Below are 23,290 nucleotides of genomic sequence, written 5' to 3'. Positions count from 1 at the left end.
AGGAAAAAGGGGGAAAAGTTTGTGCGCGCGGGGGGGGAAACAAAGTGTAACATGTTACATTAACGATAAAGTCGTGGAAATATTGGGATTTTTTGTTACACTTTGAAAGTGTAACATCTCCCTTCAAGGTGTTACAGCGGGTTTATTGGCCCGCGCACGGGTTCATCAGCCAAGATGACGGTTTGGGGAAAAAAGGTTGTGCGCGCACGAAATGGAAAACGAAGTGCAACATGCTACATTATCGATAAAGGCGTTGAGGTTATGCGGTTTTTATGTTGCACTTTGAAGTGCAACACAAGCGCAACATAGGCGGTATAGAGGAGAAATTGGCCGGGAGCACTCATGTTTTGCCCTCGATGGTGCGGACCAGGTCCAGCGAGCCGAGGCGGTAGAGGGCCTGACGCAGTTTGTGGTCGGAGGCGTAGGTGGTTGTGAAAATCGCCTGCAAACGCGGTAGGCGTTCGGGCTCGCCGAGCGTTTCCAGCGGCGGCAGGTTCACGGCTAGTATCAAATCAAAGAGGTAGAGGCCGGCGGCGTGGAGTTCTTGCGGGAAGAACAACTCGTAAACCAGTGCGTTTACCCACTGCTCAAAAAAGGCCGCCATCAACGGAGAGTCTGTGGTCTCTTTGAGATTTTCTCTCGCTGCCTTGCGGGCGTGGAACCAAACAACGAGTTCGGCAACACGGGTGACACAATCATGCTGGGAGCGTTCTGTCGGCTCATTGAAGTCAAGTTGCGGGAACGGCACGAGCGAAAGATACTGTTTGTTGGCCGAGCGGAAGCCGCCGCGGAATGGCGCGGCAACATGCGGAAAATACCAGCGCAGTACCGCTGAATTTAACAGTGCGAGCAAATAGGCCAAACTGTAGTTGGCGGCTGAATCTTTGAACGTGACCCCGCCGACGTCCACATTGGGGGTTGGTACGGCCACTGTTTGCGGGACGGCGAACACATCCGTGCCTGGCAGGATGCCGCGCAGGACCCGAAGCCAGCTTTGCTGGTCGTATTCCTTGCGCAGAGTGGCCTGGATTTGGTCGCGCGTCATGATATAAGCGGGTGGTCAAAGGACTCCGAGAGGATGATGTCCGGCGGCGTGTCGAGGAAGCGCAGATGAATGGCAGTGACCGGCTGGTCGGCCTGGTCAATGAACCGGGTGACCAGATTGCTCAAGCCGACGCGGTTGCGGGCAAGGTCGGGGTCCTCGCCGACCCGCACTTCGAGGATGCCAAGCTGGCGGTCGCCCTGGAGTTGGACGCGGCCCAGTTGGAAAACGGATTCGGCGCGGTCATCTGCGCTGGGTAGAGGCTGGGGCAGGGAGAAAATCTCCGTTTGGGGCAGGACACCGCGCAACGTCTGCAACCAGCCGTCGCGCTGGTACGGTCTGGCAAGGAATGATTGCAGGTCGGCGGCGTTCATCGGAAGCGATTGAACAGGAGGCAACGGAGAGAACAGAGGCGATTCACGGTTTGCTGGTGGCAGCGCGTCTGACCCGATAAGGGGGTGAAGTCTCGGCGGGGCGGCTAGCCTCTGTTTCTGGCTCCGGTTCCAGGATCACGCGGACCTTGGCACTCAGGGCCTTGGCGACGCGGCGGAGCATGCTGAGAGAATGGCCCTCGTAGGAGGCCGATTCGAGCCGGCTGATCTGTTGCTGGGAGGTGTGGAGTTTGCGGGCGAGGTCTTTTTGGGAGAGGCCGGCCCGCTCGCGAAGCGCCGCGAGCTGCAGTGCCACGTCCCAGGCCTCGCCGGCGCGTTCAAAGCGCTCGGCAAAGACGGGGTCTTTCAGTTGTTCTTCCAGATAAAGGTCAAAGTTGGTCTTCTTCATGTTTCAAATCGTTTGTGCCAGTCGCGCATCCGAGCCTGCGCTGTGTCGAGGTCGCGGGACGGGATGGCCTGGCCCTTATTGCGGATGCCGTGAACAGCAATAATGCGGCGGCCTTTCATAAAGAACCAAAGGACCCGAGTGTTCAACTTGCCGACATGGCGCAACTCAAACAAGCCGTCACCCAGCGACTTGGACAGCGGCTCGCGGTGGTTCTGGCTATCGCGCAGCTTCGCCAGACCTCGCAGGACCACCGCGTGGTCGCCGGGGTCGCTTTGCTTGAGTTCATCAAGGAACTCCTGCACCGGTGAGCGCCCACTGGCACTGACATAGAATTCTACAGTGAAGTCCATGCTGGATCAACATCAATATTGATGTAATTGGCGAGTCATTGCGGCGGGCGGTCGAAGGACTCGGAGAGGATGATGTCCGGCGGGGTGTCGAGGAAGCGGGGGTGAACGGCGGTGATGGGCTGGTCGGCCTGGTCGAGCAACGGGTATCCGACCAGGGCGTCGAACCGTTCGATGTCGGCGTTGCTCTCGAAGACGCCTCGGAATTTTCTGAGGAGGGTCTGGTCGGCCTGGTTAGTGAAAAAGCGGGTGGACATGGGCATTGCTTTAGGGTTCGGCGCGTTTGGCAATCGAATCAGGCTCGGCGTCATTGGGGGTGCCGGTGTAGCGCGAAACGGAAACAGTTCGCAGTGCCATAGACCTCTGCGGTATTTGGTTACGCGAAAATGCGGCGTGATGCAGCAAAAAAGTGTTAGTTGGCTCGCGAAAGCCGCATCCAACATATTCCGCGGTTTGGATTCGGTCACCAGTTCCCTCATGCGCAAAGGGTGCTTTCACATCAAGCGGGAATTGTCGCTTGGCACACGCGCGGCCGTCCGGCAGCATGACTGCAAGTTTGTGAACCAACTGGCGATTCTAGCGTCGCGAGCCGAAGCCGCGGGGATTCCGTTCCTGCTGGGCGGAGGACACGCCGTCATCACCCATGGTTTTGCCCGGAGCACCTTTGACCTGGACTTGCTCGTTCGTCGGAACGACCGGGAGGCGTGGTTTCAGGTGGCGCGGGACCTCGGGTACGAGTTGCATCGCGAAGGACCTGCATTCGCGCAGTTCAACGTGCCGAATTCGCAATCTTTTCCGTTGGATTTGATGCTCGTCAATGAAGACACCTTTTCCAAACTGCGCGCCGACGCCGTGGCGGCTCCCTCGAGCCTGCGCGGAGTATGGGTGGTTTCGCTTCTGCATTTGCTGGCCCTGAAATGCCATGCTGTTAAGCACGGCCACCCGGGTAGAATTGTGAAGGACGCGGAAGATGTGATACAATTGATTCAAAACAACCGAATCGATCCCGAGGCTCAAAACATTCGTGAACTCTTCCAAAAACATGGAACCGAGGAATTTTATCAAAAGGTCAAAAACGCCTGCCGCCCCGGCTGACATCGATCTCGAACTGCCTGACTGGAGCGGGATGGACGACACTTCGGTCCGGATCACTCCGGAGGCCGCCTTTCGCTTATGTGAGCACTACCCGATTGTGGCTCGGCAAGCTCGCCCAGGCAGCCAAAACGACCGACCCCCAAAGTGTACAGTCGAATTCGTGTTATAGGCGGCTTCGCTGGTTTCGCGCACGACACGATTCTTCACCGCCGCCTTTCTAGCCATCTCGATGAGCCTTTCTTAACGGTTCTTCCTCGCCATCAAAACCGCTGCCCCTCCCCGGCCTACCAGTTTTTCCAATTACTAGAGGAGTGTTGGCATTGATGGTGTTCGTGCTGGGGTTCCCCAGGTAATTACCGCCGATGTCTATGCCTCGCCTCGATAATCAGAATAATGAAATGGCCTGGCATAAATTCCTTTCCACAACATCCTCCTTCTTTGATCACCCGCGCAGCGTCAAAACAATTCGCGTGCTAAAAAGCAAATTCCTTTCAACTTCAACTCAACTAACATATCCCAAGCCAAACCCGGCCTATTTGTGCGGCGGCGAGGCATGCCGACGCCATTCGTTGAAGATCTCAAACAAATGGTCCGGGCGCACAATGACGAATCGGTTGGTATCCAGCGACTCTGCCAGTTGCAGCAGCCCCGAGGGCTTCACGCGCCAGGCATTTGCCTGAACCGCCAGGAACTTTGGTTCGGAACCATTCCAATCGGCGGACACTCGCTCGATTCCAGAGCGAAGCTGTTCGACACTGCCAGCGTAATTGGCTTTGGCAACGAGGCCGATCATGGGCAGGTCGCCGAAAACTTTGGCGCGGGCGCCGCCCTCATGAGAAATCAGGCCCAACAACGCCGGGCAATTCGTCGCAAAAGAATTTCCGATGCCATCGTTGACGCGCAGCCAAACGGTGATGATGCGAATCCCACTGCGTTCCAAGTAAGAGTTGGTCAGCTTTGTGAAGGCATCCAAATCCGACGGTTTCCAGAAATCCAGCCGGCCATACCCCGCACCGGAGGGACCGGAGACCAGGCAGTCATTGGTGGTGGCCGTGTGGTAATAATAATTGAGCAACGCGGGGTCCAGATCGACCGAGAGCGGGCTGACGGTCCAGCCCATGGGAACCTTGCCACGAGCCGGGTCCTTCCAAAGCAGCCGCATGGAATGCTGCATGTATTGAATGTTGTCGCCGTCACTGAGATAAAGAGCGAGGTAAATCCTGTTTTGCAGCGGAGGCGGAGGCGCCACAGGTGGCGGAATAATTTGTTCATGCACGCCGCCGAGCAGAGAGCCATTATGAAAGAAATCGCTGGCCAAAACCGGGACTCCAAACTGGCCAATCCATTTGAGACCAGCATCCTCATCCGGCCACCATCCCATATAAAGCGCCTGGGCCGGTTTCAAATCGGGTGCGAACCGGCCAAGCAGCGCGGCGTCCTCGGGCTTTTTGGGGTCCAGCCAGACCACGGCGGCGTTGGCGGCCACCAGGAAATCACGCAGGCTCCCATGGGCGCGTGGACTCAGGCCAGCCAGGACATGCCGCGTACAGCGCGGCCAAACGTCTCTTAGCAGATAATCATAAACCTCCGCGCGGTCGGCAAACCGCCCACGCAAGTCCTGGCGGACTTTTAAGTTAAATGGCGCGTTGGTCAATTTTACCAGCAGCTCCGGCTCGCAAATCAGGGCGCTATCCAAGCCGGCGAGTGTGGTGGCTACATTCCGTGTTTCGGGGCGCGCCGGGTCCACCACCACCAGACCATTCAGCTCTGCTTTGTATTTTTCAACAGCGGCGAATCCGTCGATCGGGTTCGTGGTTAAGTGATGAATCCTCAGCCAAAAGAGGTCGCCCTCCGCATCGCTTGGCCCGATACAAGCAAGCCGTGGCCGCTTGCGATTGACAAGGCCTTCGAGCGAGGCGAACAAATCGACCTGCGCGCCTGTGGCCTGTTTCAGATCGATGGCATCAACAGACGTGGCCGCCGCGGGAATTGCCGGCAGCAAGCGGCCAGGCGGCCAATCCAGTTCGGCGGCTGGGTTTGGCAATGAGGAATAGAACAACAACGCCGCAGCAGAACATGCGACCAGGATAATTCGATTACGGCCAAATCGGGCGCCAAACCAGTTCATTCTGCAATGACTATAGTGGCTTCTTGCCGGCTCTACAAAGCGGTAATCCAGTAAACGGTCACCCTTTGATTTGCTGCATTTCATTGCTACCGATTACCGCGAGGGTCTTCGAAGCGCCGGCCCTTGCGAAAGATCGATTTGTGGGAACCACTTCAGCAAAACCCCGGCGACCAGTTCGTGGCCTTTTCGATTCGGATGATTCGATTGGGCCATTAATGTCTCCAATCGGCAGCCGCCGGCAGGCTTGGCCTTAAACGCGGCGAGGCTGTCCGCTAACCCCACTCCATACTCCCGGGCCAATCTGCGAATCTGCTCCGCATGCTGATTTAGAGGATCAGCCGGGTCATCCAGCCGCGCATTCAAGCCGGGCGTGGGGGTGAGCAGAATGACACGGACATGACATTGTGGCTGGAGCTTTTTACAGCAGACCAGGTTCAGGGATTTCGTGTCAGCGCATTTTTTTCTGTGCGGTTTTCTCGGCTGCGGGCATTACCTTATGAGACGCGATGACAGAAGACGCTGAACTGTTGAGCCGGTATTCCGCCGAGCAATCGGAAGCGGCCTTCGCCGAATTCACCCGCCGGCACGTGGACTTGGTCTATTCGGCCGGGTTGCGGCTGGTCCACGGCGACATTGAGTCGGCCCAGGACATAACTCAGCAGGTCTTTACCGAGGGCGCCCGGCACGCAAAACGGTTGGCCAGGCATCCCGCGCTGGTGGGCTGGCTTTACACCACTACCCGGTTGATGGCGTTGCGGGTCAACCGCACCGAGCAGCGACGCAAGGCGCGCGAACAGGAGGCCACCACCATGAACGAACTTCTCCACGGGGACGCTCCTCCAGCCGATTGGGACCAACTCCGTCCGGTGCTCGAGGAAGCCATGCACGAACTGGACGAAAAGGACCGTCATGCCGTCCTGCTCCGCTTTTTTCAGAACCAAACGCTCAACCAGGTCGGCCAGGCCCTGAACCTGACCGAAAACGCCGCGCGGATGCGAGTTGAGCGGGCCCTCGAAAGACTGCGCGGCAAACTGGCGCGGCGAGGCATCACGACCACCGCCGCCGCGTTGGCGGCCATGGTCTCAGCCCAAGCCGTCCAGGCCGCGCCGGCTGGTTTTGCCGCCGCGCTTTCCGCCGCTGCCATCGGCGCCAGCGCAGTTCAAGCTTCAACCCTCGTTGCCTTAACCAAAACTCTAGCCATGACTACCCTCCAGAAAACAGTCGTCGCCGCGGCATTGGCCGCGGCCATCGGGACCGGGTTCTACGCCTTTCACCAGGGCTCGCAGCTCAAGGCCCAGGTCCAAACGCTCGAACAACAGCAGGCGCCCCTGCGGGCCCAGCTCCAGCTCTTGGAACAGGAGCGCGGGGAAACCTCCAACCAATTGGCCGCGCTGAGCGAGGAAAACGCGCGGCTGAAATCCAGCCGAACCGAGGCTGAGATTCTAAAACTGCGCGGCCAGGTTGGCACGCTCCGGCAGCAGGCCGCCGCCAACGGCGCGAGGAGCGCTCAACCGGCCGGCGGATTGGCCAAAATGCTGAGTGATCCCGCGATGAAGGAATACATGCGCAAGGCGATGGCGGAAAAAATGAGGTCCATCTACGGCGATCTGATCCAGGAACTGAAGCTCTCTCCGCAGCAGACGGAACAATTCCTCCAATTGCTCACCGAGGCCGGCACGAAAAACCTGGCCCAGCTCACCGCTGAGGCCCAGGGCTCCCCCGCTGCGGCTTCCGACAACTCTGCCCAGGACACGGGAAATCAATTGCGGGCCTTGTTGGGTGATGCGGGGTGCGTCCGCTTCCAGGAGTTCAGCCAGGAAACACCTGCCCGCGCCACGCTCACGCTGCTGAATAATCAATTGGGGGAGAGCGCGCTGAGCGAGGAGCAACGCGCCAAACTCATCCAGGTCATCAAGACCGAGCCGATGGACCTGACCCGCGGCATGTTGGGCGGGCCGGACAAGGCCTTCTTGAGGTCTCAGGCGGACATCGACACTTTCCTGCAACAGGTCACCGACAGCAACCAGCGCATTTTGCAGCAAGCCGGGAGTTTTCTGAAACCCAACCAGTTAACCGCTCTCGACGACGTATTGACCAAGGCCATCGACGCTCGCAAGCTGCAAGGCGCCGCCTTCTTTCAAAAGCACTGACATCCCGGCAGCCCAGGGCTTTAGCCTTTCGGCTTTTTGGTCTGAACGCTGGCGCCCACCTTCAATCTCAGTGCGTTGAGCCGGATAAACCCGGTGGCGTCGTCCTGGTTGTAGGCGCGGGTGGGGTCGGCTTCCATGGTGGCAATGGCCGGATTATACAAGCTCACGGGTGATTTGCGGCCAGCGACCAGGAGGTTGCCTTTGTACAGCTTTACTCGCACCGTGCCCGTGACGTTTTTCTGGCTTTCACTGACAAAGGCTTGCAAGGCCAGCCGTTCGGGAGCGAACCAATAGCCGTAATAGACCAGCTCGGCATAACGCGGAATGAGTGAATCGCGCAGGTGCATCACCTCGCGGTCCATCGTGAGGGTTTCCATCTGCCGATGGGCGAAGTGGAGGATGGCGCCACCTGGGGTCTCATAAACGCCGCGCGATTTCATCCCGACGTAGCGGTTCTCGACCATATCCACCCGCCCAATGCCGTGTTTGCCACCCAGCCGGTTGAGCGTTTGCATCACGCCCAAAGGGGTGAGGCTCTTGCCGTTGACGGCGATGCAGTTGCCGTTCTCAAAATCAAGCGTCACGTGCTCAGGGCGGTCCGGGGCGTCTTCAGGAGCAACGCTCAGCTTGAACATGTCTTTATTTTCGGGGGCAAAGGCATCCATCCAGGGGTCTTCGAGAATGCCCGCCTCAAAGGAGATGTGCAGGAGATTACGGTCCATGGAATAAGGCTTCTTTGCCGAGGCCTGCACCGGGATTTTCTTCTCGTCGCAATAGGCAATCATCTCGGCGCGGCCAGGGAATTGCTCCCGGAACCGGGCGTCGCGCCAGGGGGCAATGACCTGCAATTGGGGCGCGAGGGCCGCAGCGGTGAGTTCGAAGCGGACCTGGTCGTTGCCTTTGCCCGTTGCGCCATGGGCCAGGGCGCCCGCCTTTTCTTTGCGAGCGACTTCGATCATACCCTTGGCGATAAGTGGCCGGGCGATGCTGGTCCCCAGAAAGTACTGGCCCTCGTAAACCGCCTCGGCCTGCATCATTGGGAAAATGAAATCGCGGGCGAATTCCTCCTGGAGATCGACGATGTAGCACTTGGACGCCCCGGTCTTTTTCGCCTTGGCTTCCAAGCCTTTGAGTTCCTCCTCCTGGCCGATATTGGCGCAGAAGGCGATAATCTCCGCGTCATACTTTTCCTTGAGCCAGGACAAAATAACCGAGGTGTCCAGCCCGCCTGAATATGCCAAGACAATTTTCATGATCGCGCAACTTAAGCGAAGCGGCCCGAAACGCAATAAAACGTTAAGGCGCCTGGGCGTGCGGCGAGGTAAAGGGCCTCCTCTCCCCGGCCCTCTCCTCCAAGGGAGGAGAGGGGGGCAGACTGTCAGCCAGCCCAACCGGCGGTATGGCCGCAAGCCCTTTGTACCGACTTTGTCCCTGGCCGTGTCCAGGTGGACCTTCGGTAATCGGTTAGTGACGGCGGGCGCTGCCGCCTAAAGGCGGCGTTCCGCGCGTCCGGAACGCCGGCTTCAGCCGGCAGCCCCGTAGTCACTGAGGCGTTACGACCTTCGGGATAATTGGATGGCGCTTTGGCCCACACAACACTAATGTAATTAGGATGTCTGCCGCTGCCCCAATCACCAGCATGTATGTGCATGTGCCGTTCTGCGCGCACAAGTGTTCCTATTGCGCCTTTTATTCCGAGCCGTCGAGCGGCGAGCTTATCAACCGTTATGTTCGCGCGCTGATCGGCGAGTTGGAGTTGATTGCGCCCGATGTAAGGCCTGCCACCGTTTTCTTCGGGGGCGGGACGCCGTCGCTGCTCAATGTGCGGCAATGGGAGCAAATCCTGGGAGCAATGCAACGGTTGGGGCTGCTTGGGGCATCCGAATGGACTGTCGAATGCAACCCGGCCACCGTGTCGCTGGATAAAGCCAGGCTCTTGCGGGCTTGGGGAGTAAACCGCATTTCGATGGGTGTTCAATCGCTCGAGGCGGCTTTGCTCGAGCGGCTTGGGCGCATCCACACGCCGGAGATGGTTTTCAAATCCTACGACATCCTGCGCCAGGCGGGTTTTGACAACGTGAATCTCGATCTGATGTTTGCGATTCCGGGGCAGTCGCTGCGGGCCTGGCGCGATACGCTGCGAGAGACGCTGGCCATGGGGAGCGAGCATCTCTCCAGCTATGAAGTCATTTATGAGGAAGACACGGTCCTCTACCAGCAGTTGCAGGCAGGGGAATTCGACCAGGATGATGACTTGGCTTGCGCCATGTACGAAGAGTTGGTGGAACAAACCGCGCGAGCCGGATTCGAGCAGTACGAGGTGGCAAATTTTGCGCGGCGGGCCGGCAAGCCAGACGCATTTAAAAAGAATCCGCAGCCGGAATCCTTTGAACCGGCCAGCAGTGGGTGCGGAATCGAGATACTGGGAGGACCGTGGGATGGACTACACACAGAGGGACCCCTCTCCCCTTCGGAAGGGGAGAGGGAGAAGCCTCGGCAGATTAAAGACGTAGTTCATGTTAGGGACTCCTCAATAAGACCAAAGTGCTCTATGGAAAGCGCCGGGACTAACCAGCCCGCCGTGCCTCAATACGCCTGCCGCCACAATGTGAACTATTGGCGTGGCGGCTCGTTTTACGGCGCCGGGCCGAGCGCAACCAGTTATGTGCGCGGGCTTCGAACCAAGAACTGGGCTAATACGCCGCTTTATTGCGAGCAGCTCGAACGAGGCCGGAGGGCGGTTGAATCGACCGAGGAATTATCACCCCTGCGCCGGGCGGGCGAGACTGCGGCGTTTGGCTTGAGAATGGTAGCCGGCTGGCCTTTCGAAGAGTTTCGACGCGTGACAGGCCAGGACTTGCGGCGGGAATGGGCAACCGCTATGGAGCGCCTCGAACACCAGGGCTGGGGCGTGCTCATGCCCGATCATTTCAAGTTGACTCGTTTGGGATTGCGATTCGCAGATGCCGCAGCGCAAGAGTTTCTGCGATGAGACCGTGGCACGGGCATCTTGTCCGAGGCCCCACGGGCGAGACGCCGTGCCACGGCCCAAAGTTAATCTGACAAACAACGACTTTTATGGTTCAGGACTCTAGCGGCCCAAGCCGCCGGGGTTCACCGGAACTGTGTTGCTGGTGTAACCGGCGCCAATCCCGTCGGGCCCGGCGCCAACCCCGCCCACGACGCCACCCGGGCTGGTGCCGCCGCCGGTTCCAGCGGCGCCCGTGCCGGGTTGGACGCTATTTCCCAGGGCGCCGCCCACCCCGCTATTGAAGGTGCCCGGAGGCCCTATCTGGCTGTTGGTTCCCAAGGCATTCGTGCTGCCTGCCAACCCGTTGGTGCCAAGCAACCCTGAGTTTGTGGCGCTAACGCCACCGGACAACACATTAGTCCCTAGTGCGCCTAAATTTGTGCCACTCAATAAGCCGTTGGTCCCTATGCCAGAGGGGATGCTGGTAGCGGGGTTCATAATCCGTGTATTTGGGTTCACTCCCGTGTTGGGATTGCCGATGGTCGTGCCGGGGCCAGTTCCAACCTGCCCCGCCGTCCCTGGTGCGGCCCCACCTGCCGCTGTTCCACCAGCAGCACCGCCCGCTCCTCCGGCGCCGCCTGCGCCCCCACCCCCACCTCCGCCTGCCTGACCTTCACAATTTTGTGCGGTCCAGGTCACAAGCAGCCCCGCCAATGCCAATGCGCCAATCAGATTCTTCATAGTTCTCCTTTGTTTCTAAACTCTTCTATTCCTCCTGTTTAAACCTGTTTGTCTTCGGCCTTACGACCAATGGGGAGACCAGCCCAATTCACGGGGGCAGTTGGCCCCCGAAAGACGTAGCGACGGTGGGAACCGGGCCAGGAATCGGCCACACCGTCGGCGGCTCTGGCACACGCGCGAAGCAACCCGATCGGCGCCAAGTTGAACGCTTTACAGTCAGTTTTGTTGAATCTCTTCGCGCGAAGATGCGGGTAATGAGAGCTGCCCCCGCCGGGCTGCGAAATATGCGGGTTAGGGCAGCGTTAGGGGCGATTTAGGGCGTTTTAAACTGCAGTCCATCAAGCCGCTTTTAAGGCTTCCAAAGCCGGTTCTTTTGAAACCTTCTCCTGAAGCCGGATGAGGGCATCCAGCAAGGCCTCGGGGCGCGGCGGACAACCCGCTACATACACATCTACCGGGATAATCTTGTCCACACCTTGCAATACGGCGTAGCTGCGGTACATACCGCCGGTGGCGGCGCAAGCGCCCATGGCGATGACCCACTTTGGCTCGGGCATTTGCTGGTAAATCCGCTTCACAGCCAGGGCCGTCTTGTAGCAAACCGTGCCGGCCACAATCATGACATCGGATTGTCGCGGAGAAAAGCGCATGACTTCAGCGCCAAACCGGGCGATGTCGAATCGGCTGGCGGCGGCGCCCATCAATTCGATGGCGCAACAGGCCAAACCCATCGGCATCGGCCAGAGCGAGTTCTTACGGCACCAGTTCAGCACCGCGTCTAAACGGGTCACAATAACGTCCCCCTCGATTTTTGGATTATAGCCCAGTTCAGTTTTCATTTTTATGACGCGCGGCCCAGCACCATAGAGTAACATACTTCTTGCTTGAGCGTGCATTGAATAGGGTGAACTGCCAATACAGGCCGAACATGGTCCAATTGGAACAAGGCAAAGAGGCGCTGGTCATTGTGGACGTTCAGAACGATTTCCTGCCCGGAGGCCGGCTGGCCGTGCCCGGGGGCGATGAGGTCATTCCCGTTCTCAACCGTTACATAGCCGGCGCCGAGCGGGACCACTTGCCTATTTTTGCGACGCGGGACTGGCACCCGCCAAACCACTGTTCTTTTAGGACCCAAGGCGGCCAATGGCCTGTCCACTGCGTGATGGAGACGGAGGGGGCAGGTTTTCCAGCTTCGCTGCGGCTGCCGTCGCGCGCGGTGCTGATATCAAAAGGAATGCTGCCGGATAAGGAGGCCTATTCGGGGTTTGAAGGGACAGCATTGGAAGAGCGGTTGCACGGGGCGGGAGTGGGCACGTTGTACGTGGGCGGGTTGGCGACCGATTATTGCGTGTTGAACACAGTGAAAGATGCTTTAAACAAGGGTTTCAGGGTGTTCTTATTGAAAGACGCTGTTCGCGCGGTGAACCTGCGGCCTGAAGATGGCCGCAACGCCGAGCAAGAGATGCGCCGGTTTGGCGCGCTCGCCTTCCAACTGGTGGAATGGCCTGAATGCGCCAAACACCAGGCCGTATGAAGTCCGGCCTTGTAATAGCTCGAGCAGTAGCGACACTGCGGCAACCTGAGTTATGAAGAAATGCAATTATTGCGGGCGAGAGAACGCCGATGCGGCGATTGCCTGCTCCGGGTGCGGCAAGCCCCTTGATGCGGCGCGGGCGCCGGACCCCGCCCCTGACTTGCGCGACCCCGCCCTTGCGCCGCTGGTGGTTGCCACCTTCAGCAGCCTCCAGGAGGCAAGCATCCTGGTGGACCGGTTGGCAGCAGCGGGCATTGAAGCGACGATACCCGAGGAATACGAGCAAGTCTTTTCTGGAATCATTCCCTTAACACGCCTGACCGTGCGGGTTGCCGCAAAAGATTACCAGGCGGCCTTGGAGGTTCTCAACGAGGGCGCCGATAGCTCCGAGCAACCCAAATGATCTATAGCCCAATCGGCCTGCTGTTTTTGGTGGGGATATGGTTTTTATTCGCCCTGATAGTCGGGCTAATCCAGATCGGCATCCTCCAATACGCCTTCGAGAGCATGGGAGTGGGCCGGCGCTATATGTTCGCCTTGCTGGTGCTCTGTTTGCTGGGCAGCTATGTCAATATCCCTATTGCTCAATTACCCGGCGAGCACGTGCATGCCGGCGAGGTCGTCGATTTCTTTGGCGTACAATACGTTGTCCCGGTCCTCCTGAATTCGCCCGGCACAGTGCTGGCTGTCAACCTGGGCGGGGCGGTGATTCCTTTCATACTTTCGGTTTATTTGATTTTCAAACACCGGTTGTTTGAAAAGAGCCTTGTGGCTGTGGGCGTCGTCACATTGGTGGTTCACCTGATGGCCAAACCCGTCCAAGGCGTAGGAATCGCGGTGCCCATTTTCATCCCGCCTATCATTACCGCTATTATAGCCTTGATCCTCTCGCCATATAACCCTGCGCCCCTGGCCTATATCGCCGGGAGCTTGGGCACACTCATCGGGGCGGACCTTTTAAACTTGAACAAGGTCCGCGGGCTGGGCGCGCCGGTCGCTTCCATCGGCGGGGCAGGCAAGTTCGACGGCATTTTCCTGACTGGCATTGTGGCCGTGCTCTTGGCGGGTATCCTGAGCGGGCGCCGTCGGCGGCGCGTAGCAGGGGCATAGATAAGGGTAGGAGTGGGGTTCCAACATTGCTGCGTCCGGGCAAGGCGCACCCCGAAGCTTCAGACTTCCTGATTCCGTGGAAAACGAGCGAGACGGAGTGACGGAGTATTGGAGTGATGGGAAACCCACTACTCCAACACTCCATCACTCCGTTTTGATCCCATGCTAGCTCCCTGCACGTCGCAGAACTCCGAATCGGGATCAGGTGTTCTGGAGTTTTTGGTCTTTCGTGGGGGCGAGGGCGGCGGGATCAATGACACGGGTCCATCGTTCCTGCTCAGAAATGGGAATCAGGCCTTGTTGCACCTTGAGCCACGCCATCTCCCGGAGCGAGCGCCAGCCGTATTTGCGCGCGGCTTCGCGCAGTTCGCCCGTGCGCAGCCCGGGTTGGATGAGGTCGCCTATCTCCTGGTTGAGCAGGAAAAACTCGTAAATGGCGACACGCCCGCGGTGGCCTTTTTGGTTGCACTCGACGCAACCGCGGCCTTTCCAGGCGCGGATTTGGTCCGGCGCAAGGCCGAGTTGGGCCGCCATTTCCTCGCGAGTCGCATCCGGAATGGTCCGGTCTTCTTCGGCGCAATGGCGGCAGATGCGCCGGGCCAGGCGTTGAGAAACGCTGCAGACCAGCGACGAGGCGATCAGGTACGACTCAATCCGCATTTCCAGCAGGCGCGTTACGGCGCTGATGCTGTCATTGGTATGCAACGTGGAAAAGACCAGGTGCCCGGTCTGTGCGGCGCGGACGGCTATTTCAGCCGTTTCAAAGTCACGAATCTCGCCGACGAGCACCACGTCGGGGTCGTGACGCAGCACCGAACGCAGGCCGGTGGCAAAAGTAAGGCCGATCTGTTCCCGAACCGGGATTTGCACGGCGCCCTCGAGGGTGTATTCAATGGGGTCTTCGAAGGTGATCAGCTTGCGGTTTTCGTCGTTCGCCTGGGCCAGGGCGGTGTAAAGAGTGGTGGTCTTGCCGCTGCCGGTGGGGCCGGTGAGCAGAACCATGCCTTGGGGAAGCTGAATCAATTGGGAGAACACCCGTTCCTGGTTGGATTCCATGCCAAGCTGGGCCAGGTCCAGAAAGAGGTTCTGCCGGCCCAGGATGCGAAGGCAGGCCGCCTCTCCGAATTTTGTGGGCAGAATCGAGACGCGCAGATCGTATTCTTCCTCGCCGGTCTTCATCGCAATCCGCCCGTCATGCGGCAGGCGTTTCTCGGCGATATTCAACCCGGCCATTATTTTGAGGCGCGACACCACGGCCGAGTGCAAGTGACGCATGTCCACCGGGACCGGCACCGATTCAAGAATACCATCCACCCGATAACGCAACCGGATGGCGTTGGCGTAAGGTTCGAGGTGAATATCCGTTGCGTTGAGGCGCAGCGCTTCCTGAATGATTTGGTCCACAAACATCGAGACGGTGGCTTCGAGCGCCGAATCGCTCTCCTTTCCCTGCACGTCAAAAACGATTTCGTGGTTGAGGTCGGCTCCGCCGCGTTCCTCGCGCAGCTTTTGGATTGTCTCGGCGCCCAGACCGAAATTCTTTTTGATTAGGGCATGAATCGAGCTCGGGGTGGCAAGCACGATTTTGAAGCGTTTGCCTAAAAGCAAGCGCAGGTTGCCTTGTTCCATCTGGCGCGGAGGTTCGCTGAAAGCCAGCGTGATGCAATCGTCCTCAAGACCCAGCGGCAGGAGGTGGTAATGAAAGATGAGCTTGATGGGGACCAATTCCAGCGTTTGGCGGCTGGGGTCCAGCGCCACCGGGTCCACAAACTCGAAATTGTGCGCCTTGGCCAGGGCGCGCCAGGTGTCTTCTTCGGAGGCGAAGTTGAGGTCGAGGATGGCGCGATGCTGTGGCAGGCTGAGCCGCTGTTGGCGGCGGCGGACCTGATCAAGCTGTTGGCTGCTGATTTTGCCTTCCGCCAGCAACAACTCGCCAGGCTCAATGGCTGACTGGACGCTCATCGGACCGGCACTTCAATCTCTTTCTTTGCGTTCAACAGAAGGAGATTGGTTTGAGCGGTCAGATTCGTCAACGTCAGGGTTTGCATGCTCGCGTCGGCGACAAACCAATTGGTCACCACGCGCATCCCCAGCGACGCGATGACAAAGGAATCGGCGACCTTGATCACAGCGGATTTCGCGCTGTCGCCGGTTTGATAAAACCCCTGGTAACTAACTTCGATTTTTTGAGTCGTCGGCGGTGGTCCCGGTTGGGGGAAAAAATACAGGGTGTAAAAGGGATTATCGAGGTTAGTCGAAGCGGGGATTTTTGGCCATTGGGCTGTTGAGAACAGAGAGCCGAGTTTGGCGACTGGCAAAGGACTATCCGCCGGCTGGGAGGAGGCCGCCGCGTCGCGATAATCGGGCGTTTTGCCTCCCAGATTGATCAGCGCCAGATAAAACAGCACCCAGAGGCCAAGATGGACCAGTAGAGAGAACCACCGACCGCGCAAGGCATGGACTAAAGAGGGGGACATATTAATCGCGCAAAACAAATCCGACCACTCGCAGCCAGACCCGCACCTCGTCGGGCTTTTCGGGGGACTGCTTCCGTATGATTAAGCGGTCGATGAATAAAGGCATCTTGTCATGAGGCGCCTCGGGCAGACCGGCGGCGCGAATTTCCTCAGCGCGCAAAGGCAAGCTCTCGATAACTTGCGCGGCGGCTCGGGCCGTAGCGGTAAACTCGACCTGGATGGGAATCTGGGCTAATCGCCCGGCGGTGTCCGTGGCGGGTGAATTGGTCAGGGCCAGGGCTACATCGAGGGAATGCAGGGCAGCGACCTTGCAGCGCAGCGCGCTTTGAAGGAGGTCGTCGGTAAATGCCAGCGCCGGCCAAAGCAACACCGGCTCCTTCAGGTCTGCTGTATGCTCGGGAAACCCGGCATAGACAGAGGGTTCGACGATGATTTTGTCGAGCCGGGCCTGGGTATCCAGGTCATCCATTTGTTTGCTGCGCTCATTCTGATAATCGAGGAGCTGAAATGGAGTATTGAGTTTGGCGCGCAATCCGGGGCTCAGCTCGATGCGCGAGGCCGCCTGCATTTTGGTATCTTCCAGTATGGCCCGGGCCTGGAGTGTCTCGTTAAGCTGATTTGTAATATGGAGGAAATCCAGCGTCGTGGCGTTGGTTTGGTCCAAGGAAACCGCCAGCTTCGTCCAGGCCTTTTGCAACGGGCCGTCCAGGGTGCGCAGATGGCGTGAGACAGGCAAAAAAACCAGCAGGTAATAGCCGGCCAGGATCAGCCCAACCACCGGAAGGAGCAACCGCCGTTTATATTCACCGAAAGACGCCATCGTGTGCGGGTTTGAACGCGCAGAACCGGGTTTATCCCTGATTCGGACAGGTTGAGCGTTGGGCCAATGGGCCTGGGAGTTGCTCCATCATGGCATGGCTTCCATTACATTGTCCTCGCCGTTGATGTCCCCTCCATTCGCGCGCGCCGGGCGGCGAAGTCCCGCGCGAGGCAGGCCGGCGGCCGGCCTTTTGATTCGGACCGGTTGTTGAAAATCGCTCGCGGCGAAATCGAGCGAGAGGACGTAATCGCGGTCGGTGACGACCACCTTGGGATCAGCCAGGTTGCGGCGCAAGTCGTCCGAGAGCAGGTCCGCCTTGGAAAAGAGGGTTTGGCGTTTGAGGCTGTTGACCAGGCCGCTGAGGACCTGCCGAGCGGCTTCGGCATCACCGGGCACGCACAACTCGGCTATTAATCCCGGTTTGGCGGCAACCAGGTTCGTGAGCACCGCCGATGCGGACTTGAGCCCGAGAGGAAAAGGGGCCGAGGCATCAAACGAGAGCAGATTGGTTTTAACGGGGTGGTTGGTGGTTAGGAAGGCAGGCTGGCTGAAGTAGCTTTGCTGGTCGGCAAGCAACACGTACCAGAGGTTGCGATTGCTGCGGGATTGTTCGAGTAACGCCAGAGATTTGAGCGTGTCCAGGGTATTCTGCTGGGCAGCAAAAACCGGCCTGAGGGTCTCATACTCCGCAGCCAAGTCGGTCGTCAGGGCATCGTTTTCATCGACGGCCACCTGGCTGGCCTGGACTTTTGCCAGCAGAGCGGTTTTGGTATCGATGAGCGAGAGCTTATGCCAGGTGCCCAACGCCAGCAACAGCACGCAAGCTGCCACCAGGGCCAGGCTGGCCACATCCAGATACTGCCGGCTTTGGCGCTTTTTCCAGGCGAGTCGATAATCCTCAGGCAGGAGCGAAACCGGCTGTGGGCTGTAGCCCAAGGCCTGAAGGGCTGTCCCGAAGGCCACCTCGAAACCCGGTTCATGAAGCGGTTCATTTTCATCCGGTCCTTTGGGCCAGGGCTTCAGTTCGAGGGCTGCCTGCTCTTTAAGGAATTGCAACAAACCCGGCTGGTCGAAAACTCCGCCACTGGCGATTAGCTCGAACGCGGACGATTCAGAGGAGGCGGATGGGTTTTCCCGGAACCATTCAGTCAATTGCCGCTTGAGTTCCGAAACCCAGCCATCCACGACCGCAGCAAACTCACTCGATGCCTTTGGCCCGCTGAAGAGATTCTGGGTCTTCTTAAGTGTCTCGGCCTCTTCTTCGCGGCAATCGTTGAGCCGCGCCAGTGCCCGTGTGAAAAAATCGCCCCCCATCTGGAAACTGGAAGCAAAGGCCCCCTGGCCCGCAACCAGGATGACCAGCACCGTTGTTTGGGCCCCGGCATGCACCAGCACGGCGCGGGAGCACGCGGGACAGGCCACCCGGAAGGCGGCTATCAACGCGTTGGCAGTGGTCGTCAGGTCGCATAGCTCTTCCGGCTCGAGGTCAAGAGCGCTGATGCGCTCCCGGATTTCCCCTTCCCGGGAGAGGGTGACCCAGAATTGCTGCCGGTTCTTGGCCGTTGTTTTGTTGGGGACAAAATCATAGACAATCCGGCTCTCACTGACACCGCTGAGCTTAATGGATTCATCAGCGATGAGCTTATCTACTTCGCTTTCCGGGGCCAGCGGCAGATCGACCACCTGGGAGATGCAGAGGTGCTGGGGCAACACCAGGGCCAGCGGCGGACACCCCCAGTCATCCAGCAATTCATGAAGATGGCTTTTGGTCTCCTCAGCCGAGACCAATCCCTCCGCGTGCAAATCCAGCAGCTCCTGCTTGCGAACTCGAAACCGGCCAAAATGGCTGTCGGCCAGGAGCAGTTTAATGCGGCGGCTGCCTGCGTCGATAGCCAGCACCCGCTGAGTGACCAGGCGCAGACGCGGCCATTGGGGGGGGCTGGACGAGCGGCTCATTTCGGACTGGCCACTGAATTGGTGGCGGCGGGAGCCTTGTCGTCATACACGAGGAATTCGCCGTTATCCTTCACGATGGTGGCAGTGACGAAGATAAGCAGGTATCGGGGAGTATCGATTTCGGTTCGGCGGCGGAACAGGGGGCCCAGCAGGGGAAGGTCTCCAAGGACCGGCACCGATTCGACATAGGTCGAGCGTTCACGTTCCAGGACACCCCCCATTACAACCGTTTCACCCGATTTAACCACGACACGCGTCGAAATCTCCTCCGTTCGGTACTGCGGCAGTTTGATATCGAAGGTGCTCTCGACATTGGTGCCGACCCCGTATTGGCTGAGAGTGGCGTATTTGACCAGTTGCACGTCGGTATTGACGACAGGATTCAACGCCAGGAGGATGCTTGAGCCGTCCCCGCTGATGCTTGCCAGGACGTTGAGGACCGGGCCGGCGGTAATCTTTGTCGGTTTGCCGCTGGGCACCCAACTTGAGGACTGATAGTATTGCTGGGAAGTGACTGCCACCGTGTATTCCTCATAATAATATTGGACCAGGCCGTCACTGATGGAGGCTGGACGATTATTCAGAACCGTCAGGCGCGGCGCGCTCAAGGTCTGGCTCTCCCCGCTCTGTTCCAGGGCGCTGAGTGTGGCGCTGAGGTTTTGGGCTCCAAAGACTTTAGTGAACGCATTTTGAATCCCAATGCCCACGGCGGGATTGACGCCGGTTAACGCCGGATTCTGGCTGATACTGCTGGGAAAATTCTGGCCGCTTATGAGCCCGGTAAAGTCCTGCGGAACGGTCGTGGCCTGGACGCCGGCGCTGGGGCTTTGGCGGTCCGATTCCCACAAGACCCCCAATTGCATGAAGGCGGGCTTGGAAATGGTGACGAACCGGGCTTCAATCAAGACCTGCTGTATGGGTTTATCGAACTCCTTGATGATCGATTCCATCACATCCAGTTGCTCGGGCGTGCCCCGGGCGACAACCAGGTTGCGCTCGTAATCGATCATGTATTTCGAGCCGGTAAACAGCTCTTTGATTGCACTCTCGAGCGAGGGAGAGACCGGCGCCTCGTCGTTCACAAATTTCCTGAATTGCTGCGTTTCGGTCGTGGTCTTTACGTTGTTAGCCATCACCTCCTGCTTTGTGACCTCTGGCGCGCCAAATTCCGCCGGCAACACGAATCCTTTGCGCAGCTTGTAAAAGCGCGTTTCCTCCATGAGCTTCTTGGGGTCTTTGCCATCCACCACCCAGACCAACTCGTCGCCTACCTGGAATTGCAGGTCATAATTACGGGCGACATAGCGGAAGAACTCGCTCAATTTGACCTTGTCCAGATTGACGCTCAAGACCTGCTTGAGGGCCGGAAGCGATTTGTCGGCAACGATGTTGACCCCGGAGCTTTGGCTAAGGTTGATTAAAATAGTTTCCAGCGGGACGTTATCCAGGTGAATCGAGACCTCCTTTTCAAGCACCTTGGCCATGCGGCCTTTGGTGCTTTCGAAATCGAACAGCGGCCCTTCTTCATGGACGGTCTTGCCGTAGGTATCGGGGACATAGGGTGTGTTCTCGATTGCATCCACCGCGTCGCGCACATCTTTGCGCGCCGGCAGCCCGCGGTCTTTTTGCTCCGTTAGCAGGCTTTTGGGCGTGGGGTTAAAAACGGAGTTCTTGGCGTCAATCGTGCGGATTTTGTCTTCCAGCGCCTGAGCTCGGCGCTGCTGGGCTTGTTGTTGGATCCAGGTCTGTACGCGTGCCACAATCGGATTCTGGGGGGCTACGGCCTTGAGCGCATCGGCTTTCCTCTCGGCCTCTTCCCACTGGTTCTGGTTTGCCAGAGCCATGATTTCCTTTACCTGCGGGTCGTAGTTCTCGCTATACTTCACCTGCTCATGCTGGGCCGGCGGAGGGGCTTGCGGCGGGGTATGTTGGCAGGCATTCAAAGCGAGCAGCAGCAGCGTCGCTGCGGCCCGTCTGGTGGTGGTCGGCCGTCGTCGTAAAAGCATGGAAAAAAAATGACGAAGAACTGTCATATTAAATTCAGGGGCAGCACCCTTTGGCAACTGTTTTTTCTGAAAATCGAAGAAAAGTGAAGAAAGACCGTTTCAACCGCTCCGGCTCCGTCCTGGCTTCATCATCGCCCGCTTCAATTCCAGGTCTGCCTGCCGCTTCTTCAGGTCTTCGCGCTTATCGAACTGGGCTTTGCCTTTGCCGACCGCCAGCGCCACTTTCACTTTTCCGTTCTTCCAATAGAACGAGAGGGGCACCAGGGCATTGCCCTTTACCGCCGCCAACTCAAAGAGCTTGCGGATTTCGGATTTGTGAAGAAGCAGCTTCCGAACGGCCTTGGGTTCGTGGTTTTGCAAGTTCCCGTGCGAGTACTCCTCGATATGGGCATTGTGAAGATAAACCTCGCCATTCTCCACGCGCGCGAACGCATCCCGAATTTGGCCTTTGCCCGCCCGCAATGCCTTCACTTCGGTTCCGTGCAAGACGATGCCTGCCTCGAATGTATCGAGGAGATGGTAGTCCCGGCGTGCTTTTGAATTGGTGAGGATGTCGGCCATATGGCGCCGCTGCTAAAATGGATAACTAATAAATTTCAGGAACTTCTTCAATCCTCCTCGAAGCACAGAGAGAGCCGAGCCCTTGCAGGCTGCTTAAAATACCTGAGGAGTCCCTAATAGGAACTACATCGTTAATCTGCCGATGCTTCTCCCTCTCCCCTTCCGACTCGCCGCGCTGTCGCGCCGTCGCAGCGGGAGGGGAGAGGGCCCGGGGAGAGGGGTCCCTCCCTGTAGTCTATGCACAGCCTATGAGCCGCTGCTGCCGGACCTCCTAATGCTTCTTGCGTTTTTTGCCCACTGGCCGTGTCAGAGCAGTTATCTCGGGCATCTCGAATCCCATTTTATCCTCGATGATTTCCAGCAAGGCGATATCAGCGGCTCCCAGGTTGCCGGTCTCGGCCACCAAAGGGCGGCTCAAGCCGCCGGAGCCGGAGTTGAGTTGCCGCACCCTGCGGGAGATGAGGTTGACCAGAACGTTGGGATTGCCAACTTTCTCCAATGCTTTTTTTGTTAGTTCAGCGTTCAAGGCGTTTCCAAGGTCGAATCGAATCGAGCGGGGTATATTAATAGTTTGGGCAGCAAAAGCAATACCAAAAATCGGCAAATCTTCCTTGCGCAGGGCAATCGGCTTCTTTACAAAACGGCCCATGCCTGCAGGCGCCAAAAAAAAGGAACAATCGGCTAACGGCTTTGATTTGCAAGGGTTTTTGGCTGGCCGGACTGCCGCCGTCAATGCCGCCCTCGACTGGTTTCTGCCCAAGGCATTCACCCGCCCGGCGACTATCCACAAGGCCATGCGCTATTCGCTCTTCGCGGGCGGCAAGCGCATCCGCCCCGCCCTCTGTCTGGCAGCCGCCGGCGCTTGCGGCGGCAAAGAGACCGAAGCAATGCCGCTGGCCTGCGCCGTCGAGTGCATCCACACCTATTCTCTTGTCCATGATGATTTGCCGGCGATGGATAACGATGATTATCGCCGCGGCAAACTCACCAATCACAAGGTCTTCGGTGAAGGGATAGCCGTTCTGGCTGGGGATGCGCTATTGACGCAGGCCTTCGAAATCGCGGCGCAATCCAAAGGCTGGCCACGTTATCCCCACCAGGCGCTTCTGCTTGAACTGGCCCGGGCAGCCGGCTCCCTTCAGTTGATCGCCGGCCAGGTGGCCGATCTGGAAGCCGAAGGCAGGGCCATCTCCGCCGCTCACCTGCGCTATATTCATGAGCGCAAAACCTCCGCTCTGCTTTGCTGCGCGGTCCGCCTGGGAGGCATGAGCGCCAATTGCACCGCTGCCCAACTCAAAACATTAACCGATTTCGGCTATCACGTCGGCTTGGCCTTTCAGGTCATTGACGACATCCTGGATGTTACCCAGACCAGCGAGCAGTTGGGCAAAACTGCAGGCAAGGATACCAAGGCGCAAAAGGCGACTTATCCATCTATCGTCGGCATCGAACGCTCCCGGCGAATCGCTCAAACACTTACAAATCGCGCCTTCTCTGCCCTGAAGCCTTTTCGCGGCAAGGCCGCCGCCCTGGAGGCCCTAGCCGATTTCCTTCTCAGGCGGGATCGGTGAA

The 23,290-nt window shown here is 58.4% G+C and carries 24 protein-coding genes; 7 read left to right on the top strand and 17 right to left on the bottom strand.

Going from position 1 to position 23,290, the window contains the following annotated elements; genetic code table 11:
• Positions 1-340: 340 nt before the first annotated feature.
• Genes VG146_14435 through VG146_14415 form a run of 5 tightly spaced genes read right to left on the bottom strand, consistent with a single transcriptional unit; the run spans position 341 to position 2,426 of the window.
• On the bottom strand, positions 341-1,045 hold the full coding sequence (locus tag VG146_14435) for a hypothetical protein (GenBank protein HEV2393546.1): 705 nt from the start codon (positions 1,043-1,045) through the stop codon (positions 341-343).
• Positions 1,042-1,416 (bottom strand): hypothetical protein, encoded by a 375-nt coding sequence (locus VG146_14430; GenBank protein ID HEV2393545.1) that lies wholly within the window; start codon positions 1,414-1,416, stop codon positions 1,042-1,044. The genes VG146_14435 and VG146_14430 overlap by 4 nt, the downstream gene beginning before the upstream one ends.
• A gap of 43 nt (positions 1,417-1,459) precedes the next feature.
• Entirely contained in the window at positions 1,460-1,822 is a 363-nt protein-coding gene (locus tag VG146_14425) for a helix-turn-helix transcriptional regulator (protein ID HEV2393544.1), read from the bottom strand.
• Positions 1,819-2,172, bottom strand: a complete 354-nt coding sequence (locus tag VG146_14420; protein ID HEV2393543.1) for a type II toxin-antitoxin system RelE/ParE family toxin — start codon at positions 2,170-2,172, stop codon at positions 1,819-1,821. The genes VG146_14425 and VG146_14420 overlap by 4 nt, the downstream gene beginning before the upstream one ends.
• Before the next feature lie 35 nt (positions 2,173-2,207).
• Positions 2,208-2,426, bottom strand: a complete 219-nt coding sequence (locus VG146_14415; protein ID HEV2393542.1) for a hypothetical protein — start codon at positions 2,424-2,426, stop codon at positions 2,208-2,210.
• Between the two features lie 220 nt (positions 2,427-2,646).
• Here VG146_14415 and VG146_14410 point away from each other — a divergent pair, with 220 nt between their 5' ends.
• Positions 2,647-3,264: a hypothetical protein gene (locus tag VG146_14410; protein ID HEV2393541.1), complete on the top strand. Its 618-nt coding sequence runs from the start codon at positions 2,647-2,649 to the stop codon at positions 3,262-3,264.
• Between the two features lie 532 nt (positions 3,265-3,796).
• On the opposite strand, the gene VG146_14405 is transcribed toward VG146_14410, so the two are convergent.
• Together VG146_14405 and VG146_14400 are read right to left on the bottom strand one after the other, a co-directional pair.
• Positions 3,797-5,392 (bottom strand): hypothetical protein, encoded by a 1,596-nt coding sequence (locus VG146_14405; protein ID HEV2393540.1) that lies wholly within the window; start codon positions 5,390-5,392, stop codon positions 3,797-3,799.
• 93 nt (positions 5,393-5,485) lie between these two features.
• On the bottom strand, positions 5,486-5,755 hold the full coding sequence (locus tag VG146_14400) for a hypothetical protein (GenBank protein ID HEV2393539.1): 270 nt from the start codon (positions 5,753-5,755) through the stop codon (positions 5,486-5,488).
• 143 nt (positions 5,756-5,898) lie between these two features.
• On the opposite strand from VG146_14400, the gene VG146_14395 reads away from it, so the two are divergent.
• On the top strand, positions 5,899-7,542 hold the full coding sequence (locus tag VG146_14395) for a sigma-70 family RNA polymerase sigma factor (protein HEV2393538.1): 1,644 nt from the start codon (positions 5,899-5,901) through the stop codon (positions 7,540-7,542).
• Between the two features lie 20 nt (positions 7,543-7,562).
• Here VG146_14395 and VG146_14390 read toward each other — a convergent pair whose 3' ends face one another.
• On the bottom strand, positions 7,563-8,795 hold the full coding sequence (locus tag VG146_14390) for an argininosuccinate synthase (GenBank protein HEV2393537.1): 1,233 nt from the start codon (positions 8,793-8,795) through the stop codon (positions 7,563-7,565).
• Between the two features lie 359 nt (positions 8,796-9,154).
• Between VG146_14390 and VG146_14385 the strand changes: the two genes are divergently transcribed.
• Positions 9,155-10,534 carry a coproporphyrinogen-III oxidase family protein gene (locus VG146_14385; protein HEV2393536.1) on the top strand — a complete coding sequence of 460 codons (1,380 nt, stop codon included), beginning with the start codon at positions 9,155-9,157 and terminating at the stop codon, positions 10,532-10,534.
• A 99-nt stretch (positions 10,535-10,633) separates the two neighbouring features.
• Here the strand turns inward: VG146_14385 and VG146_14380 are convergent, their stop codons facing one another.
• Together VG146_14380 and nuoB are read right to left on the bottom strand one after the other, a co-directional pair.
• Positions 10,634-11,254 (bottom strand): hypothetical protein, encoded by a 621-nt coding sequence (locus VG146_14380; protein ID HEV2393535.1) that lies wholly within the window; start codon positions 11,252-11,254, stop codon positions 10,634-10,636.
• 338 nt (positions 11,255-11,592) lie between these two features.
• On the bottom strand, positions 11,593-12,093 hold the full coding sequence (nuoB, locus tag VG146_14375) for an NADH-quinone oxidoreductase subunit NuoB (protein HEV2393534.1): 501 nt from the start codon (positions 12,091-12,093) through the stop codon (positions 11,593-11,595).
• An 89-nt stretch (positions 12,094-12,182) separates the two neighbouring features.
• Between nuoB and VG146_14370 the strand changes: the two genes are divergently transcribed.
• Genes VG146_14370 through VG146_14360 form a run of 3 tightly spaced genes read left to right on the top strand, consistent with a single transcriptional unit; the run spans position 12,183 to position 13,898 of the window.
• Positions 12,183-12,788, top strand: a complete 606-nt coding sequence (locus VG146_14370) for an isochorismatase family protein (protein HEV2393533.1) — start codon at positions 12,183-12,185, stop codon at positions 12,786-12,788.
• A gap of 52 nt (positions 12,789-12,840) precedes the next feature.
• Positions 12,841-13,191 carry a DUF2007 domain-containing protein gene (locus VG146_14365; GenBank protein HEV2393532.1) on the top strand — a complete coding sequence of 117 codons (351 nt, stop codon included), beginning with the start codon at positions 12,841-12,843 and terminating at the stop codon, positions 13,189-13,191.
• On the top strand, positions 13,188-13,898 hold the full coding sequence (locus tag VG146_14360; GenBank protein ID HEV2393531.1) for a DUF1614 domain-containing protein: 711 nt from the start codon (positions 13,188-13,190) through the stop codon (positions 13,896-13,898). Before VG146_14365 ends, VG146_14360 begins: the two co-directional genes overlap by 4 nt.
• A 201-nt stretch (positions 13,899-14,099) precedes the next feature.
• Here the strand turns inward: VG146_14360 and VG146_14355 are convergent, their stop codons facing one another.
• From VG146_14355 to VG146_14325, 7 genes are all read right to left on the bottom strand, one after another.
• Positions 14,100-15,860, bottom strand: a complete 1,761-nt coding sequence (locus VG146_14355; GenBank protein ID HEV2393530.1) for a GspE/PulE family protein — start codon at positions 15,858-15,860, stop codon at positions 14,100-14,102.
• Entirely contained in the window at positions 15,857-16,375 is a 519-nt protein-coding gene (locus VG146_14350) for a hypothetical protein (GenBank protein ID HEV2393529.1), read from the bottom strand. The genes VG146_14355 and VG146_14350 overlap by 4 nt, the downstream gene beginning before the upstream one ends.
• Before the next feature lies 1 nt (position 16,376).
• A complete protein-coding gene (locus VG146_14345) occupies positions 16,377-17,195 on the bottom strand; it encodes a hypothetical protein (protein HEV2393528.1) in 819 nt (272 codons plus the stop codon).
• 87 nt (positions 17,196-17,282) lie between these two features.
• A complete protein-coding gene (locus VG146_14340) occupies positions 17,283-19,151 on the bottom strand; it encodes a hypothetical protein (GenBank protein ID HEV2393527.1) in 1,869 nt (622 codons plus the stop codon).
• Positions 19,148-21,157, bottom strand: coding sequence for a type II secretion system protein GspD (locus tag VG146_14335; protein HEV2393526.1), 2,010 nt, complete (start codon positions 21,155-21,157; stop codon positions 19,148-19,150). Before VG146_14335 ends, VG146_14340 begins: the two co-directional genes overlap by 4 nt.
• Positions 21,158-21,256: 99 nt before the next feature.
• Positions 21,257-21,718, bottom strand: a complete 462-nt coding sequence (gene smpB, locus VG146_14330; GenBank protein ID HEV2393525.1) for an SsrA-binding protein SmpB — start codon at positions 21,716-21,718, stop codon at positions 21,257-21,259.
• A gap of 271 nt (positions 21,719-21,989) precedes the next feature.
• Complete coding sequence (locus tag VG146_14325; protein ID HEV2393524.1) at positions 21,990-22,367, bottom strand: DNA-directed RNA polymerase subunit omega; 378 nt, start codon at positions 22,365-22,367, stop codon at positions 21,990-21,992.
• Between VG146_14325 and VG146_14320 the strand changes: the two genes are divergently transcribed.
• A complete protein-coding gene (locus VG146_14320) occupies positions 22,366-23,289 on the top strand; it encodes a farnesyl diphosphate synthase (GenBank protein ID HEV2393523.1) in 924 nt (307 codons plus the stop codon). The genes VG146_14325 and VG146_14320 overlap by 2 nt on opposite strands.
• The last annotated feature ends 1 nt before the right edge of the window (position 23,290 follow it).

The organism is Verrucomicrobiia bacterium (assembly GCA_035946615.1).
In the GTDB taxonomy this organism is placed as follows: Bacteria; Verrucomicrobiota; Verrucomicrobiia; order Limisphaerales; family UBA8199; genus DASYZB01.
This window is presented reverse-complemented; position numbering and strand designations above follow the sequence as displayed.

Coding starts and splice junctions, on each gene's coding strand:
- VG146_14430 (HEV2393545.1), bottom strand. CDS start 1,416: ATGAACGCCGCCGACCTGCAATCATTCCTTGCCAGACCGTACCAGCGC.
- VG146_14395 (HEV2393538.1), top strand. CDS start 5,899: ATGACAGAAGACGCTGAACTGTTGAGCCGGTATTCCGCCGAGCAATCG.
- VG146_14335 (HEV2393526.1), bottom strand. CDS start 21,157: ATGCTTTTACGACGACGGCCGACCACCACCAGACGGGCCGCAGCGACG.
- VG146_14320 (HEV2393523.1), top strand. CDS start 22,366: ATGCCTGCAGGCGCCAAAAAAAAGGAACAATCGGCTAACGGCTTTGAT.
- VG146_14345 (HEV2393528.1), bottom strand. CDS start 17,195: ATGGCGTCTTTCGGTGAATATAAACGGCGGTTGCTCCTTCCGGTGGTT.
- VG146_14425 (HEV2393544.1), bottom strand. CDS start 1,822: ATGAAGAAGACCAACTTTGACCTTTATCTGGAAGAACAACTGAAAGAC.
- VG146_14405 (HEV2393540.1), bottom strand. CDS start 5,392: ATGAACTGGTTTGGCGCCCGATTTGGCCGTAATCGAATTATCCTGGTC.
- VG146_14325 (HEV2393524.1), bottom strand. CDS start 22,367: ATGGGCCGTTTTGTAAAGAAGCCGATTGCCCTGCGCAAGGAAGATTTG.
- VG146_14415 (HEV2393542.1), bottom strand. CDS start 2,426: ATGTCCACCCGCTTTTTCACTAACCAGGCCGACCAGACCCTCCTCAGA.
- VG146_14385 (HEV2393536.1), top strand. CDS start 9,155: ATGTCTGCCGCTGCCCCAATCACCAGCATGTATGTGCATGTGCCGTTC.
- VG146_14365 (HEV2393532.1), top strand. CDS start 12,841: ATGAAGAAATGCAATTATTGCGGGCGAGAGAACGCCGATGCGGCGATT.
- VG146_14410 (HEV2393541.1), top strand. CDS start 2,647: ATGCGCAAAGGGTGCTTTCACATCAAGCGGGAATTGTCGCTTGGCACA.
- VG146_14360 (HEV2393531.1), top strand. CDS start 13,188: ATGATCTATAGCCCAATCGGCCTGCTGTTTTTGGTGGGGATATGGTTT.
- VG146_14380 (HEV2393535.1), bottom strand. CDS start 11,254: ATGAAGAATCTGATTGGCGCATTGGCATTGGCGGGGCTGCTTGTGACC.
- VG146_14435 (HEV2393546.1), bottom strand. CDS start 1,045: ATGACGCGCGACCAAATCCAGGCCACTCTGCGCAAGGAATACGACCAG.
- VG146_14355 (HEV2393530.1), bottom strand. CDS start 15,860: ATGAGCGTCCAGTCAGCCATTGAGCCTGGCGAGTTGTTGCTGGCGGAA.
- VG146_14340 (HEV2393527.1), bottom strand. CDS start 19,151: ATGAGCCGCTCGTCCAGCCCCCCCCAATGGCCGCGTCTGCGCCTGGTC.
- VG146_14390 (HEV2393537.1), bottom strand. CDS start 8,795: ATGAAAATTGTCTTGGCATATTCAGGCGGGCTGGACACCTCGGTTATT.
- smpB (HEV2393525.1), bottom strand. CDS start 21,718: ATGGCCGACATCCTCACCAATTCAAAAGCACGCCGGGACTACCATCTC.
- VG146_14370 (HEV2393533.1), top strand. CDS start 12,183: ATGGTCCAATTGGAACAAGGCAAAGAGGCGCTGGTCATTGTGGACGTT.
- nuoB (HEV2393534.1), bottom strand. CDS start 12,093: ATGAAAACTGAACTGGGCTATAATCCAAAAATCGAGGGGGACGTTATT.
- VG146_14420 (HEV2393543.1), bottom strand. CDS start 2,172: ATGGACTTCACTGTAGAATTCTATGTCAGTGCCAGTGGGCGCTCACCG.
- VG146_14350 (HEV2393529.1), bottom strand. CDS start 16,375: ATGTCCCCCTCTTTAGTCCATGCCTTGCGCGGTCGGTGGTTCTCTCTA.